This window comes from Shimia ponticola, from assembly GCF_007995215.1.
In the GTDB taxonomy this organism is placed as follows: Bacteria; Pseudomonadota; Alphaproteobacteria; order Rhodobacterales; family Rhodobacteraceae; genus Shimia_B; species Shimia_B ponticola.
The window spans coordinates 617,546-631,490 of the sequence record NZ_VCDK01000005.1; the positions used below are offsets into that span (position 1 = coordinate 617,546).

The window sequence follows — 13,945 nt, forward strand, 5'->3', positions numbered from 1 at the left end:
TGGCGTGTCAGGCTTAGGCTTTTTCAGGCTCTGACGGAGGATCGAGGTCAGCCACCTCTGCGCCGCTTTCAATCTCGGCAGGCGCAGGCAGGTCCGCGATGACCGGCGGAGGTTGCTGCATCAGCATCCGGGTGATCGTGATCAATTCATCACGCATCTCGGTGCGGCTGGTCACACGATCCAGCATACCGTGATCCAGCAGGTACTCAGCCCGCTGGAACCCTTCTGGCAGGGTCTCGCGAATTGTCTGTTCAATGACACGCGGACCAGCAAAGCAGATCAGTGCATTCGGCTCTGCGATGTGGACATCACCCAGCATGGCGTAGGACGCGGTGACGCCGCCTGTCGTGGGGTGGGTCAGGACGACGATGTAAGGCAGGCCTGCTTCCTTGAGCATTTGCACGGCCACCGTTGTGCGCGGCATTTGCATCAGGCTCAGGATGCCTTCTTGCATCCGCGCACCGCCTGCGGCGGAAAACAGGATTAGAGGGCGTTTCAGTTCCACGGCGCGTTCGGCGGCTGCGATGATCGCGTTGCCGACATACATGCCCATGGATCCGGCCATGAAGCTGAAGTCCTGCGCAGCGGCGACGATTGGCGTGCGGCCCATTTCACCTTCGGCGACCAGCATCGCCTCTTGCTCGCCCGTTTGTTTCTGGGCGGCCTTGAGGCGGTCAGGGTATTTCTTTTGGTCCCGGAATTTCAACGGATCGTCGATGGGCCGAGGCACGGCGACCTCGGTGAAAATGCCACCGTCGAACAGGGCCGTGAAGCGGTCACGCGGCGTGATCGGCATGTGGTGATTGCAGTTCGTGCAGACGTTCAGATTGTTGCTGAGTTCGCGGTGAAACAACATCTGTCCGCAGTTGTCACACTTGGTCCACAGGTTCTCAGGCACTTCTCGGCGCGAGAAGAGCGAGTTGATCTTGGGGCGAACGTAGTTCGAAATCCAGTTCATGGTGTGACCTTATGCTGACCCGCGATCAGATAAGCGCGAGTTGGGCGAAACGCAATCAGTCCCTACGTAACCTGCGCCATGCAAACCAGATCAAGACCAGTGCGGCGGCATCGACAATCAGCAGGGGCAAAAGGGCGGCGCTGTCCTGCGCCACGGGCACCGACCGTAGCGCGAGGCCGTCGAGGGGACCGGGCAACGAAAACAGCAGGATGGCCTGCACGTTGTTTACAAAGTGCAGGCCCCAAGCCGCCCCGATGGAGCCACTGCGCGCGGTGATATCAGCAGCGATGACGCCAAACAGCCCGGTGATGGCGGCTATGGCCCACCAGTTATTGCCCTGTGTGGTCGGGTCGATGTGGCCTGCTGCAAAGATGGCCGATGGCAGGACAAGCCAAACAGCGGGGCGCGCAAAACGCGCGGCGAGCTGTTGTTGGAGGTATCCCCGGAATGCCAGTTCTTCGGCCCCGGTTTGCAATAGAATGAGCGGTAGGGCGAGCGGCAGAAAGGCGGCCCATGTCCCCAAGGGCATATTCTGTGCGGTAGGGACAAAGACCAAAATGACAGGTGAGGCGATCAGGAAGACAACGATGGCCAGACCGCCGGCCTGCAAGAAATCACTCACTACAATGGGCATTGGCCCAAAGAGCGTGCCGGGGCCGCGTCTGTGAACGAGTGCAGCGGCAAAGGCCGCCAGTACCATGCCAACAAAAGTCGCTAGAAAGAACAGCACCGCCCACGGGCTGCCTTCACCCATCGCGGACATGATGCGAAAAGCGGCTTCATCCCCGATGCCTTGTTGCAGCAGCCATCCGAAAGCGAGGAAAGACCCAAGGTAGACGGCAAAGAGTACCACAAGCCCAACGGCAAAGCGCCAGAGTTCGGGATGCTTTTGGGCGGGCGCGATGAAGGCGTCGTGGCGAGAGTACGGCATAGCCGATAGGTAGAGGGATTTTTTGTGCGGCCACAAGGGGATTGAAGACGGTGCGCGATGCGCACCGTTTCCTGCTAACCGCCGTAAAGCCCCGCCGACTTCCCACGCAGCGCGATCAAAGCCATGACCGTGTCAATCGTTGGCGTCGGCGTGTTGGTCACCCGACCCAGCTCCTGAACCGACCCAACCAGCGCGTCGATCTCCATCGGGCGGCCTTGGTCGAGGTCCTGCAGCATCGACGTGCGGTGCGCACCGACGGCGGCCCCGCCATCAATGCGGCGATCGACGTCGATTGGGAACTTCACGCCGAGTTTCTCAGCGATTTCTTGCGCTTCGACCATCATGCCACGCGCGACGGCGCGGGTGCCGGCGTCGGTGCAAAGCACGTCCAATGTTGCGTGCGTCAGGGCCGAAATCGGGTTGAACGACAGGTTGCCCCAGAGTTTGACCCAAATCTCGTCCCGCAGGCGCGGTCGGACAGGGGCCTTGAGACCCGCCGCCGCCAGAGCCTTGGAAAGTGCCATGGCGCGGTCGGATTTCGATCCGTCAGGCTCACCTAGGCTGAACCGATTGCCTTCGATGTGTTTGATCACGCCGGGTTCGGGGACCTCGGCGGCTGGATAAACCACACAGCCCAGCACGCGGTCGGGCCCAAAGCCGTCCCATTGCGCATTGCCGGGATCGACGGTGGCAAGGCGCGTTCCCTCCAGATCGCCACCGATCTTGTGAAAATACCACCATGGGACACCATTCACGCCACTTACGATGGTGGTGTTGTCGCCAATCAGTGGGGCCATTTTCGGCACCACAGGCGGCACGGAGTGCGCTTTGAGCGTGACGATCACGTAGTCCTGCGGCCCCAGATCCTCTGGGTTGTCGGACGCGGTGACTTTGACCGTCGTCTCACCGGTTTCCTCGATCAGACGCAGACCGTTTTCCTGCATCGCCGCCAGATGCGGTCCGCGCGCAACAAGGCTGACATCTGCGCCAGCCTCTGCCAGCTTCACGCCCATATAGCCGCCGATTGCCCCGGCGCCGAATACACAGATCTTCATGGGTCGTTTCCTTACGCGGTCTCAACAAGGCCGAGTTTTTCAGCCATGCCGATGCGTTGCATCTTGCCTGTCGCGCCTTTGGGGATTTCGTCCATGATCACCACTTTGCGTGGGACCTTGAAGTCGGCCATGCGTTCAGCCGCAAAGTCGCGGATCGCGCGTTCGTCTGCCTCTTGTCCGTCGCGCAGGACAACGGCGGCGGCGACTTCCTCGCCCAGTTTCGGGTGTGGCAGGGCAAAGGTCACGACCTGCGCAATGGCAGGGTGATCCATCAGGACACCGTCCACCTCAAGCGGAGACACCTTTTCACCGCCGCGGTTGATGATCTCTTTCAGGCGGCCTGTCAGGTGCAGGAAGCCGTCTTCGTCGAATGCACCCTGATCGCCAGTGCGGAACCAGCGTTTGCCGTCCGCCTCAAAGAAGTTCTTGGCGTTGGCCTCCGGGTTGCTTTCGTAGCCGGGCGTCACGTTCGGACCGGAGATGCAGACCTCGCCCGTGCCGTCGATCAGCTTGTTTTCTGTCTCATGCCCGATGGCGACCTCTGGTCCGGCGGCAACACCGACAGAACCGGGTTTTTGCAGGTCCAGACGGTTGCAGCACATCTGGTGCGCGGCTTCCGTCATGCCGTAGGCCTCGACCACCGGCGCGTTGAATGTCTCGTTCAGCGCCTCCATTACCTGCGCGGGCAAGGACGCGGAGGAGGAGCGGAGGAAGCGCAGCGGCACGTCCTTGATCACCTCGGCATTGCGACCCGCGCGGGACAGGATGGCTTGGTGCATGGTCGGAACGGCGGTATACCATGTCGGCCGTGCCTCGGACATCATCGCGAAGAAGTTCATCGCGTTGAAACCAGCCGTGCAGAAGATCGACCCGCCAGCGGCGAAAGTGGCCGAAACAGCAGCGACAAGCCCGTGAATGTGGAATAGCGGCATGACGTTCAGGCAGCGGTCATCGGCTGTCAGAGCCAGCGACTCTGCGATGTTCTGCGCGCTGGCTGCCACGTTTGATTGCAGCAGGGGAACGATCTTGGGCCGCGATGTGGTGCCAGAAGTGTGCAGGATCAGCGCGACGTCACCCTCATCCGGAGTTCCTGCCTCTGCGGCAGCGGTGTCGCCATCGGCAGAGAGGGTGAAGTCGCCTGCGGCTTCATTCGCGTGAAGGCGCAGGATTGTAAGGCCAAGCTTTTGACCTGCTGCCAGCGCAGGACCGTCATAACCATCCGCCACAACCAGCGCCTTCGCGCTCAGGTCGTCGAGGTAAAAGGCGAACTCATCCTCGCGGTAGTTCGGGTTCAGCGGTGCGGTCGTGGCCGCCTGTGCAATGGTGAAAAAGCTCGACGCCATGTCGGGGCCGTTCGGCAGAACGATGGCGACACGGTCTTTTGCGCCGATGCCAAAGCCACGCAGGGCCGTTTCTGTCCGCGTAGCCAGATCACGTAGGCCATCATAGGTCATCCACCCGCGATCCGGAGCACCAAGGGCCAGCGCATCACCGGGATGTTGCGCCACGAGTGCAGTCAAGGTCGTCTTCATAGTCTTTGTCCCTCAGGTCTTTTTGGTGCGTGCAAACTTTGGTCGCTTGCTTGGCACATGCGGGTGGTCTTTGTGGTCGCGGGTAAAGAGTAGGCCGACAAGAGGCCAGATAAAGAACACAATGGCAAGGCACAGGAATGTGGCCGACAGCGGACGTTCGAAGAACGCAAGCACATTCCCCTGTTCCGCGATCAGGGTCTGGCGGAAACTCTTCTCCATCAGCGGGCCCAGCACCAGCGCCAGAACCAGCGGTGCGAGCGGGTAGTCCGCCTTGCGCAGCAGGTAGCCGCCAACGCCGAAGGCGATGATCAACCACACATCATGCAGTTTCTGGCTGGGTGCAAAGCCGCCCACGATGCACAGCACCATGACGATGGCGCAGAGCACCGCGAAGGGCATCCTAAGCGCCCAGACAAAGAGCGGAATCAGCGCAATGTTGATGACAACGGCAGCGAAGTTCGCCGTGTAGAGCGATGAAATCAGACCCCATACAAAGTCCGGCTGTTCGATGAACAGCATCGGTCCGGGAACAAGGCCCCACATGACCATGCCACCAAGCAGCAGAGCGGTCGTCGGCGAACCGGGAATGCCCAGCGTAAGCATCGGCAGGAGGGACCCCGTCGAGGCCGCGTTGTTCGCGGTCTCTGGTGCCGCGACGCCCTCGATGTTTCCGGTGCCGAATGTCTCGGGCTGTTTCGATGTCTGGCGCGCAACGCCATAGGCCATCAACGCGGCGGGTGTGGCCCCTGCTGCGGGCAACATCCCGACAAAGAAGCCAAGGAACGAGCCAAGCGACATGGTTTTCCACATCCGGTTCATGGCGCGAAGCCCGGCACCCAGCTCCTTGAAGGTGATCTTGGCTGGCGTGACGGTGGGCGACGTGCGGGATTTCTCAATCGTGTACAGGATTTCGCCCACGCCATAGGCACCGATGGCCAGCACAAGGAACGAGATGCCCGAATAGAAGCCCGGCAGATCGCCAAAGATCAGACGGGGTTGGCCCGAGATGAGGTCGAGGCCAACCGTCGAAAGGACCAGGCCGAGGCAGATCATCACGATGGTTTTCGGCACATCATCGCCGCCAAGACCCACGAACGTGGTGAAAGCCAGAAGAACCAAAGCGAACTCTTCCGCCGGGCCAAAGGCCAGCGCGACATCGGCCAGTGGGGCAGCAAACATCGTAAAGAGAACAACCGAGATGGTACCGCCGACAAAGGATGCCGTAGCCGCGGCAATCAGGGCGAGGCCGGCCTTGCCCTGTTGCGCCATCGGGCGACCGTCAAACGTGGTGGCCACGGCTGTGGACGCACCGGGAATGCCAAGCAGAACCGAACTGACAGCCCCGCCATACATCGCGCCATAGTAAATCGCAGCGAGCAGGATGATGGCCGAAGACGGCGGAACGATAAACGTCAGCGGCAGCACAATGGCAACGCCGTTGACTGATCCAAGGCCAGGCATGGCTCCGATAAAGAGCCCGGCGGTGACGCCAAGGATGACGATCATCAGGTTCAGCGGCAGAAGCGACGTCGCAAAACCGTCGGCAAGAAGGGCGAGGGTATCCATCAGCCGATCTCCTTAGAAAAACATCGCATAAAGCGGGAAGAAGTAGGGTTCGGTGAACCCTTTGGGCAGCAGGATTTTCAGCGTTGCCTCAAAAAAGAAGAACAGGAAAACCGGGATGCCGATGGTCAGCGAAAGGGTGATCGCCCAGCCGTGCTTGCCGTAGATTTTCACGTACCAGAAAACAAAGAGCGGCAGCGCGATATAGGCCCCAGCATAAGGGATGAGCGCGACGGTGATGATCAAGGCAGCGGTGACTTTGACAACAGAGGGCAGCATGACCGAGTCAAAGAATGGCTCGTCTGATCCCTTTTCCGGCGGTTCGTAGCGGAAGGTGCGGATAAGGATGCTGAGCGCAGCGAGCATCATGATGGCTGAGAGCCAGAATGGGAATGCGCCGCCACCGGGACCGCCGGTCATGGCGTTCCATCCGATGGGCAATTCTGCCGCGTGCCACATGAAATAGGCCGACAGGGCCATGATCCCCAAGGCAATGATCCGATCCGCAACAAGCATCTCAAACCCCCTCCATCTTTTGTCTTTCAGAAGAAATTCGGGCCGCCCTGTGGGGCGGCCCGTTGGTCTTGTTAGACATGGCGCGCCTTAGCTGGATTCCGCCATGCTGTTCAGGATCGTGTCGTGCTTCGACCGTTCTTCCAGGAAATAGGCCTGCAGTTCGTCGCCGGTGATCATGTCGGCAACCAGCGCCTTTTCCGAAGCATAGGTCTGCCATTCTTCGGTCGCTGCGAGTTGTTCGAACATCTCGGTGTAGTAGGCGACCGCCTCTGCTGGCATGCCCTTTGGCGCAACGAAAGAACGCTGCATCCAGTAAACGATGTCATGACCCATTTCAGATGCGGTTGGCACGTCTGGGAACACAGCCAGACGCTCAGGCGTGAAGGCTACGATCGGGCGCACTTTGCCAGCCTGCCAGAAGCCCATTTGCTCTGCTGGGTTGTTCACGGTTGCATCAATGTGACCGCCAACAAGGTTCTTGGCCACGGTGCCGCCACCTTTGAACGGGACGTAGGTGTGTTTGATGCCGAATTCTTTTTCCAGCATCGCTGTGACAAGGCTGTCTTCCTGACCGGTGCCTGTTCCGCCCATCTTCCATTCACCACCGGCAGCCTGCACGGCAGCCACGTAGTCATCCAGCGTTTGGATATCGCTGTCCGCATTCACCCAGAGGACGAAAGTGTCCATCGCCATGCGAGCCAACGGCTGGAATTCTGCGATGTCGACACCGATGTCGGTGCGCAGCGGCGTTGTGTAGTAGCTGTTCAGCGTCGCCATGATGACATGCGCGTCGCCTTCCTTGTCTTTCAGATAACGCAGAGCTTCTGCGCCCGATCCGCCGCCTTTGTTCACAGGCAGGATCGGCATGTTGGACAGATTCTCTTTCTGAATGATCGACTGGAACAGGCGCGCAATGCGGTCTGCACCGCCACCTTGACCGGCCATGATGACCATTTCGACGGGTTTCTGAGGTTTCCAGTCTTCGGCAAGTGCTGCGACGCTGCTTCCCAGAACCATCGCAGTGGCCGTCAGAGCCATCGCTGCGCGGCGGGTAAAGTTGAATTTCGACACGTTCGTCCTCCCAAATTCCGCACGTCAGGTGGCTGATGTGAGGCCGAAAGACGTGCTGTGCCCAATGGGTAATTTTATTTCGCCATCACTTGTCAAAGAATACTTTTGTGTACTTTTGGGAGGGGCGCGTCGGATTTGAATGCCCTAGTGAGAAGAGCCGAATTTTCCAGAAAAAAGAGTTTGGACGTTGTTTTGTAGGGAATAATCGCGGCAATTCACAGTCAGTGAATGCAATGCTGGCGCTAAAAAATCGCAGGAATTTCGCCGCGAAATAATATTTCGCATACAATTGTCCACAATGGAATTTCAGCCGAATCTTGCAATCAAACGCTCAACAAGGCGACTTGAAACCGAGGCGTGAGGTCCCGGTCGCGTGAATCAGACGCGCAAGACCGCGTGTCACGCAAGATGACCACATAGGTGCTATCGGAGGTGTAGAGTGGTGAGCCGTGCAGGATTCGAACCTGCGACCCACTGATTAAAAGTCAGTTGCTCTACCAACTGAGCTAACGGCCCACTCAGGCCGCCTACCTAGGAGTGTGAACCTGAAGGGTCAACCCGGAAAATTGGGGTTTTTCTATGGCATGACGTCAGGGTCGATTTTGTCGCGGTCCATGCTGCACGACGCGCTGGTGCTGGAAAAGCGGTCGCGCTGTGGCTATGTGTCCGGCCCATGGAAATACCCACCCAATCCCTGCCGTTTCGCAAGATGCACGGCCTTGGCAACGATTTTGTCGTGATCGACGCGCGCGAGAGCGATGTGGCGATGACGGCTGATCTGGCGCGCGCCTTGGCAGACCGGCATCGGGGTGTGGGATTCGATCAGTTGGCAGTGATTGAACCCGCTGATGTGCTGACGCTGACATTCTATAATGCCGATGGGTCTACGTCTGCTGCCTGTGGGAATGCCACGCGTTGTATCGCGGACCGCGAGATGGCGACCCAGGGTGTGGATTCGCTTGAGATCGCCGTCACAGGCCGTGGCGCGTTGCAGGCCGTCCGCCGCAAAGATGGTTTGCCAGCCGTCAATATGGGCGCGCCTGTTCTCGACTGGCAGGGCATTCCGCTGGCTGAGGATGTTGATACGCTGAACGTGCCCATTCAGGGCAATCCAGTCGCAACCGGCATGGGCAACCCGCATTGCACGTTTTTTGTCGATGACGTGGAGGCGGTGGACCTTGCCGATTTCGGTCCCGGGATCGAGCACCATCCGCTCTACCCCGAGCGCACCAACGTGCAGGTCGCGCAGATTATCGGGCTTGATCATATCCGCATGCGCGTATGGGAACGTGGGACAGGAATCACCCTTGCCTCTGGCTCGTCGTCCTGCGCGACGGCTGTGGCCGCTGCAAGGCGTGGGCTGACGGGGCGCTCGGTCCAGATTGATCTGGACGGTGGGACTCTGTTCATCGATTGGCGCGAGGATGGCGTCTGGATGGCAGGCAAGACGGCGCATGTCTTTGACGGTGTGCTGACGGCTGAGTTTCTGGAGGCGCTATGAGCGCACCGATCTTTTCCAACCACGGATGTCGCCTGAACGCTTATGAAACAGAGGCCATGCGCGAATTGGCCGAAGGCGCGGGCATCGAAAACGCGGTGATCGTGAACACCTGCGCCGTAACGGCCGAGGCCGTGCGCAAGGCGAAACAGGACATCCGCAAGCTGCGCCGCAAGAACCCGAACGCAAAGGTCATTGTGACCGGTTGTGCGGCCCAGACCGACCCCGAGGCTTTTGCAGCTATGGAAGAGGTCGACACCGTCATCGGGAACTCCGAAAAAATGGAGGCCTCCACGTGGTCGGCTCTGGCGGGTGACTTCGGAACAGAGCCTGTGCAGGTCAACGACATCATGTCTGTGACCGAAACGGCGGGCCATCTGATCGACGGGTTCGGCACGCGCAGCCGCGCCTATGTGCAGGTCCAGAACGGCTGCGATCACCGCTGCACGTTTTGCATCATTCCCTATGGCCGGGGCAATTCGCGGTCGGTCCCTGCAGGCGTCGTCGTGGATCAGATCAAGCGGCTGGTGGACAAAGGCTTTAACGAGGTCGTGCTGACCGGGGTCGACATGACGTCATGGGGGGCTGACCTTCCCGGGGAGCCGCGTCTGGGCGATCTGGTCATGCGTATCCTGAAGCTTGTGCCGGACCTGCCGCGTCTTCGCATTTCGTCGATCGATTCCATCGAAGTGGACGAGGCGCTGATGCAGGCCATCGCGACCGAACCGCGCCTGATGCCGCATTTGCACCTGTCGCTTCAGCATGGCGATGACCTGATCCTGAAACGCATGAAGCGCCGCCACCTGCGTGACGACGCCATCCGGTTCACGGAGGAGGCGAGGGCCTTACGGCCTGACATGACCTTTGGCGCTGATATAATCGCAGGCTTCCCGACCGAGACGGACGCCCATTTCGAAAACTCGCTGAAGCTGGTCGAGGAATGTGGCCTGACATGGCTGCACGTCTTCCCTTATTCGATCCGCCCCGGCACACCTGCGGCCAAGATGCCTCAGGTGCATGGAGGGGCCATCAAAGAGCGGGCAAAGCGGCTGCGCGATGCCGGTGACGTGGCGGTGGAGCGGCACCTGGCGGCGCAAGTCGGGCAGACCCATCAGGTGCTGATGGAAAATACGCGGATGGGCCGAACGGCGCAGTTCGCCGAGGTGCGCTTTGAAAGTGACCAGCCGGTTGGGCATATCATTCCGACCATGATTGCAAGCGCTGACGACCAGCAACTATTCGCGGCTTGATGACCCGCCCGATCCTCTACTCCTTCCGTCGCTGCCCCTACGCCATGCGCGCGCGGCTTGCGGTGCAGAGCGCTGGCATTGAGGTGGAACTGCGCGAGATCGTGTTGCGGGACAAAGCGCCAGAGTTTCTCGCGGCCTCGCCCAAGGGGACTGTGCCTGTGTTGGTTGACGGGGGTGCCGTGATCGAGGAATCGCGCGATGTGATGGTCTGGGCGCTGTCGCGGCATGATCCCGAGGGCTGGCTGGATATGCCCGCCGAAGGTCACGCGCTGATTGATCAGGCGGATGGGCCGTTCAAGCAGGCTTTGGATCGGACGAAGTATCACACCCGGTATGAAGACGCGGACCCGGAGGTGGAGCGGGCCACGGCGATGGCGTGGCTCGATACTCTGCGACCTGAGCCGTGGCTGTTTGGCGACCGACCGACGATGGCGGACATGGCGATCCTGCCGTTCGTGCGGCAGTTCGCCATGATCGACAAAGCGCGTTTTGATGTTGAGGCGAGTGGTTTGGTCAGTGACTGGTTGGAGCGGTTTCTTGGTTCTGACCGCTTTGCCGCGATTATGCCAAAACTACCAAAATGGCAGGCGGGTGATGCGGTAACGGTGTTTCCCTTTTAGTCCGTCGGTTGACTATGGTTTCGCCCGGCGGCACCGCCGGGCAGCCCCCGACCGCCCCACGGGCGGGGGCTTCACCCCCACCCTCGGTCGGGGTCGGCCCTCTTCAATAGCGATCCACCCAGTTTACTTGCTAGCCAACTACTCAGCCGCCTTATCCATGGCCGTCGCCAATTTCACATCCAGTTCCGTCAGTCCGCCTGCATCATGCGTGGTCAGCACGACGTTCACACGCTTGTAGACGTTGAACCACTCCGGGTGGTGGTTCATCTTTTCGGCCACAATCGCCATCTGGGCCATCCAGCCAAACGCTTCGACAAAATTGCCGAACTCAAAGGTCTTGATGATCGCATCGCGCCCTTCATCCGTGGACCAGCCATTGGCCAATAGCGGCGCGAGCGCCTCGGTGCGGGCGTCGCCCTCTAGCTTGCTCATTGCTGTTCCTCCACATGGGTTTTCTTGAACGGACCGTAGGAGGTGAGGATTTCGTTTTCCTCGTCCACGGCGGCGCGCTCGCCTTCTAGGTATTGCTCAATCGCGTCGCGGAAACCCGGGTCGCCGACCCAATGCAATGAATGGCAGGTCACGGGCAGGTATCCGCGGGCCAATTTGTGGGTGCCCTGCGCGCCCGCCTCGACGCGGGTCATGCCGTTTTGGATCGCGTAGTCGATGGCCCGATAATAGCAGAGTTCGAAATGCAGGCAGGGGTGGTCCTCGACACAGCCCCAATAGCGCCCATAGAGTGTCTCTCGCCCGATAAAGTTCAGAGCTCCGGCCACATAGGCCCCGTCGCGTTCAGCCAGGACCAGCAGCATATCATCGCGTAGCGTTTCTTGTGCGTGGTCAAAAAAGGCGCGGGTCAAATACGGCGTGCCCCATTTGCGCGCGCCCGTGTCCTGGTAAAACTGCCAAAAGGCATCCCAGTGATGCGGTTCGATGGCGTCGCCGGTCAGCGCGTGGATCGTGCCGCCAAAGTCCTGCGCCTGCGCCCGTTCCTTGCGGATGTTCTTGCGTTTGCGCGAGTTCAGAGAGGCGAGAAAGCCGTCAAAGTCCGGGTAGCTATCATTGACCCAGTGGAACTGCTGAGAGGCGCGGGGCAAGAGGCCCATGGCCTTGCCAGAGGCAACCTCGTCCTCGGTGCAAAAAGTGATGTGCAGCGATGACAGTTGATTGTTGGCCGCGATCTGCACCGCGCCTTGGACCAGCGCGGCTTGACCCACGTCCTCAAACCCCGGACGCACCAAGAGGCGGCGGCCTGTCGCCGGAGTATGCGGCACCGCCATTTGCAGTTTCGGGTAATAGCGCCCGCCCGCGCGTTCGTAGGCATGGGCCCAATTGTGGTCGAAGATGTATTCGCCCTGACTGTGGGATTTCGCATAGAGCGGTGCAACGCCGATGGTTTGCCCGTTGACCACGGCTTGCAGATATTGAGGTTGCCAGCCTGTGCCGGTCCCTACGGAATTACTGTCTTCGAGAGCTTTCAGAAACCGGTGCGTTGTGAACGGGTCCATGGGGCGGCCATCTGCGGCCTCGGGCGCTGCGCACGCGTCCCAGTCCTCTGCGGTGATCTGAGACAGAGACGTCAGGACCCGCACTTCGACCGGGGTCTCGTTCTGCGGTTCAGGCGTCGGATCAGGTTGCGGATTGGCCATGGTTGGCATGTGGTGTGCGGCTTGGATGGGTCAAGCGGGCAGGTAGCCTTCAAAGGTAATCTGGTCTGCCACCTCCAAGGCGTCATCGGCTGCCTTTGGTGACCGGATTGTCCAGCAGAGCACGGGCGTGCCAAGCGCTTTGCGCGCCGCCACCTCCTGCGCGCCGAGATCCTTGGCATCATGGGAAATGAAACACGCGCCGATGCGGTCGTAATCAGGTATTTGTGCGAGTTCCTCCCGACGTTGCGCCGGGATCAGGGGCCATTCAGAGGCATCATAGCCGCAGGTTACCAACCCACGAGGGATGTCTGGCGCGAGGTCTGCCATGGCCTGCATTGAGTGGGGATTGAAGCTCATGACGGCTACCGGCCCACGGTAGTCCGCAAGATTGCGCGCCACCATGTATTCCAATGGGCCGACATTTGGCCCCATAGCTCCGTCCTGATCCTTGATCTCGATCACCAGTGGCACCTGACCGTCGATCAGTGACAGCACCTCTGGCAGTTTCGGCGCGCCTGTCGGGCCGCCCAGAAGGCCAATGGCATCAAGCTCGTCCGCCGTTGTGGTTTGTACCGTGCCCTTCGCGCCCGTCAGTCGCGTCAGACCGTAGTCGTGAAACACCATGGCGTGGCCATCGGCGCTGCGCTGGACATCGATTTCGATGCCAAAGCCTGCGTCGATGGCGGCCATGATTGCTTCGCGGCTGTTTTCCGGGCGTCCGGGTCCGTGCAAGCCCCGGTGCGCAAAAGGACGATCCAGAAATCCGGAAGGAAGCCCGGTCATTTGATCTGAAAGATGCCTTCGATTTCCACGGCCACACCAAAGGGCAGGGAAGCGGCGCTGACAGCACTGCGCGTGTGTGCGCCCGCGTCGCCCAAGGCTTCGACGAGGAAATCCGATGCGCCGTTGATGACCTTGGGCTGATCGGGATAATCGGCGGTCGAATTCACGAAGCCGGTCAATTTGATGACCCGGACGAGGCGGTCGAGATCGCCTTCACAGGCTTTTCTGACCTGCGCCAAAAGGTTGATCGCGCAGGCGCGCGCGGCATTCGCTCCTTGTTCTGTCGCAAGGTCTTCGCCCAGCTTGCCAGTGATAAACCCGCCATCGGTCGAAGGCAGCTGACCGGAGACATACACAATGTCGCCGACGACCATGTAAGGCACGTAGTTGGCGGCGGGTGCGGCCGCGTCGGGCAATGTCACGCCGAGTTCAGCAAGGCGCGTTTCAAATTGGCCGGACATAGGATCTCCTGTCAGTTTGTTTTGCGCAGACCTTACCCGGGCCATCCGCAAACAAAAG

Annotated in this window: 14 protein-coding genes and 1 tRNA gene; 3 read left to right on the forward strand and 12 right to left on the reverse strand. The window is 60.1% G+C overall.

Annotated features, from left to right (window positions below):
• Positions 1–13: 13 nt before the first annotated feature.
• The 8 genes from accD to FE702_RS13205 form a co-directional block, all read right to left on the reverse strand.
• A complete protein-coding gene (accD, locus tag FE702_RS13170; protein WP_147126761.1) occupies positions 14–958 on the reverse strand; it encodes an acetyl-CoA carboxylase, carboxyltransferase subunit beta in 945 nt (314 codons plus the stop codon).
• Positions 959–1,013: 55 nt separating this feature from the next.
• Positions 1,014–1,889, reverse strand: coding sequence for a CPBP family intramembrane glutamic endopeptidase (locus tag FE702_RS13175; protein ID WP_147126762.1), 876 nt, complete (start codon positions 1,887–1,889; stop codon positions 1,014–1,016).
• Between the two features lie 74 nt (positions 1,890–1,963).
• Positions 1,964–2,944 (reverse strand): 2-dehydropantoate 2-reductase, encoded by a 981-nt coding sequence (locus FE702_RS13180; protein ID WP_147126763.1) that lies wholly within the window; start codon positions 2,942–2,944, stop codon positions 1,964–1,966.
• Between the two features lie 11 nt (positions 2,945–2,955).
• The gene (locus tag FE702_RS13185; protein ID WP_147126764.1) at positions 2,956–4,476 is read right to left on the reverse strand and encodes an acyl--CoA ligase; all 1,521 of its coding nucleotides are present in this window, start codon (positions 4,474–4,476) and stop codon (positions 2,956–2,958) included.
• Positions 4,477–4,488: 12 nt separating this feature from the next.
• Positions 4,489–6,042, reverse strand: a complete 1,554-nt coding sequence (locus tag FE702_RS13190; protein ID WP_147126765.1) for a tripartite tricarboxylate transporter permease — start codon at positions 6,040–6,042, stop codon at positions 4,489–4,491.
• Between the two features lie 12 nt (positions 6,043–6,054).
• Positions 6,055–6,555 carry a tripartite tricarboxylate transporter TctB family protein gene (locus FE702_RS13195; protein WP_147126766.1) on the reverse strand — a complete coding sequence of 167 codons (501 nt, stop codon included), beginning with the start codon at positions 6,553–6,555 and terminating at the stop codon, positions 6,055–6,057.
• 87 nt (positions 6,556–6,642) lie between these two features.
• Positions 6,643–7,626, reverse strand: a complete 984-nt coding sequence (locus FE702_RS13200) for a Bug family tripartite tricarboxylate transporter substrate binding protein (protein WP_255449683.1) — start codon at positions 7,624–7,626, stop codon at positions 6,643–6,645.
• Positions 7,627–8,066: 440 nt separating this feature from the next.
• Positions 8,067–8,142, reverse strand: a tRNA-Lys gene (locus FE702_RS13205).
• 157 nt (positions 8,143–8,299) lie between these two features.
• On the opposite strand from FE702_RS13205, the gene dapF reads away from it, so the two are divergent.
• From dapF to FE702_RS13220, 3 genes are read left to right on the forward strand one after another with little or no spacing between them, the layout of a single operon-like run.
• Positions 8,300–9,127 carry a diaminopimelate epimerase gene (gene dapF, locus FE702_RS13210; protein WP_147126767.1) on the forward strand — a complete coding sequence of 276 codons (828 nt, stop codon included), beginning with the start codon at positions 8,300–8,302 and terminating at the stop codon, positions 9,125–9,127.
• Positions 9,124–10,374, forward strand: a complete 1,251-nt coding sequence (gene mtaB / locus FE702_RS13215) for a tRNA (N(6)-L-threonylcarbamoyladenosine(37)-C(2))-methylthiotransferase MtaB (protein WP_147126768.1) — start codon at positions 9,124–9,126, stop codon at positions 10,372–10,374. The genes dapF and mtaB overlap by 4 nt, the downstream gene beginning before the upstream one ends.
• Entirely contained in the window at positions 10,374–10,994 is a 621-nt protein-coding gene (locus FE702_RS13220; RefSeq protein WP_147126769.1) for a glutathione S-transferase, read from the forward strand. The genes mtaB and FE702_RS13220 overlap by 1 nt, the downstream gene beginning before the upstream one ends.
• Before the next feature lie 138 nt (positions 10,995–11,132).
• Here the strand turns inward: FE702_RS13220 and FE702_RS13225 are convergent, their stop codons facing one another.
• From FE702_RS13225 to FE702_RS13240, 4 genes are read right to left on the reverse strand one after another with little or no spacing between them, the layout of a single operon-like run.
• Positions 11,133–11,426, reverse strand: a complete 294-nt coding sequence (locus FE702_RS13225; protein ID WP_147126770.1) for a 4a-hydroxytetrahydrobiopterin dehydratase — start codon at positions 11,424–11,426, stop codon at positions 11,133–11,135.
• Positions 11,423–12,643 carry a GNAT family N-acetyltransferase gene (locus FE702_RS13230; protein WP_147126771.1) on the reverse strand — a complete coding sequence of 407 codons (1,221 nt, stop codon included), beginning with the start codon at positions 12,641–12,643 and terminating at the stop codon, positions 11,423–11,425. The genes FE702_RS13225 and FE702_RS13230 overlap by 4 nt, the downstream gene beginning before the upstream one ends.
• A 30-nt stretch (positions 12,644–12,673) precedes the next feature.
• Entirely contained in the window at positions 12,674–13,426 is a 753-nt protein-coding gene (locus FE702_RS13235; RefSeq protein WP_147126772.1) for a glycerophosphodiester phosphodiesterase family protein, read from the reverse strand.
• A complete protein-coding gene (locus FE702_RS13240; protein ID WP_147126773.1) occupies positions 13,423–13,887 on the reverse strand; it encodes a RidA family protein in 465 nt (154 codons plus the stop codon). The genes FE702_RS13235 and FE702_RS13240 overlap by 4 nt, the downstream gene beginning before the upstream one ends.
• Positions 13,888–13,945: the final 58 nt, after the last annotated feature.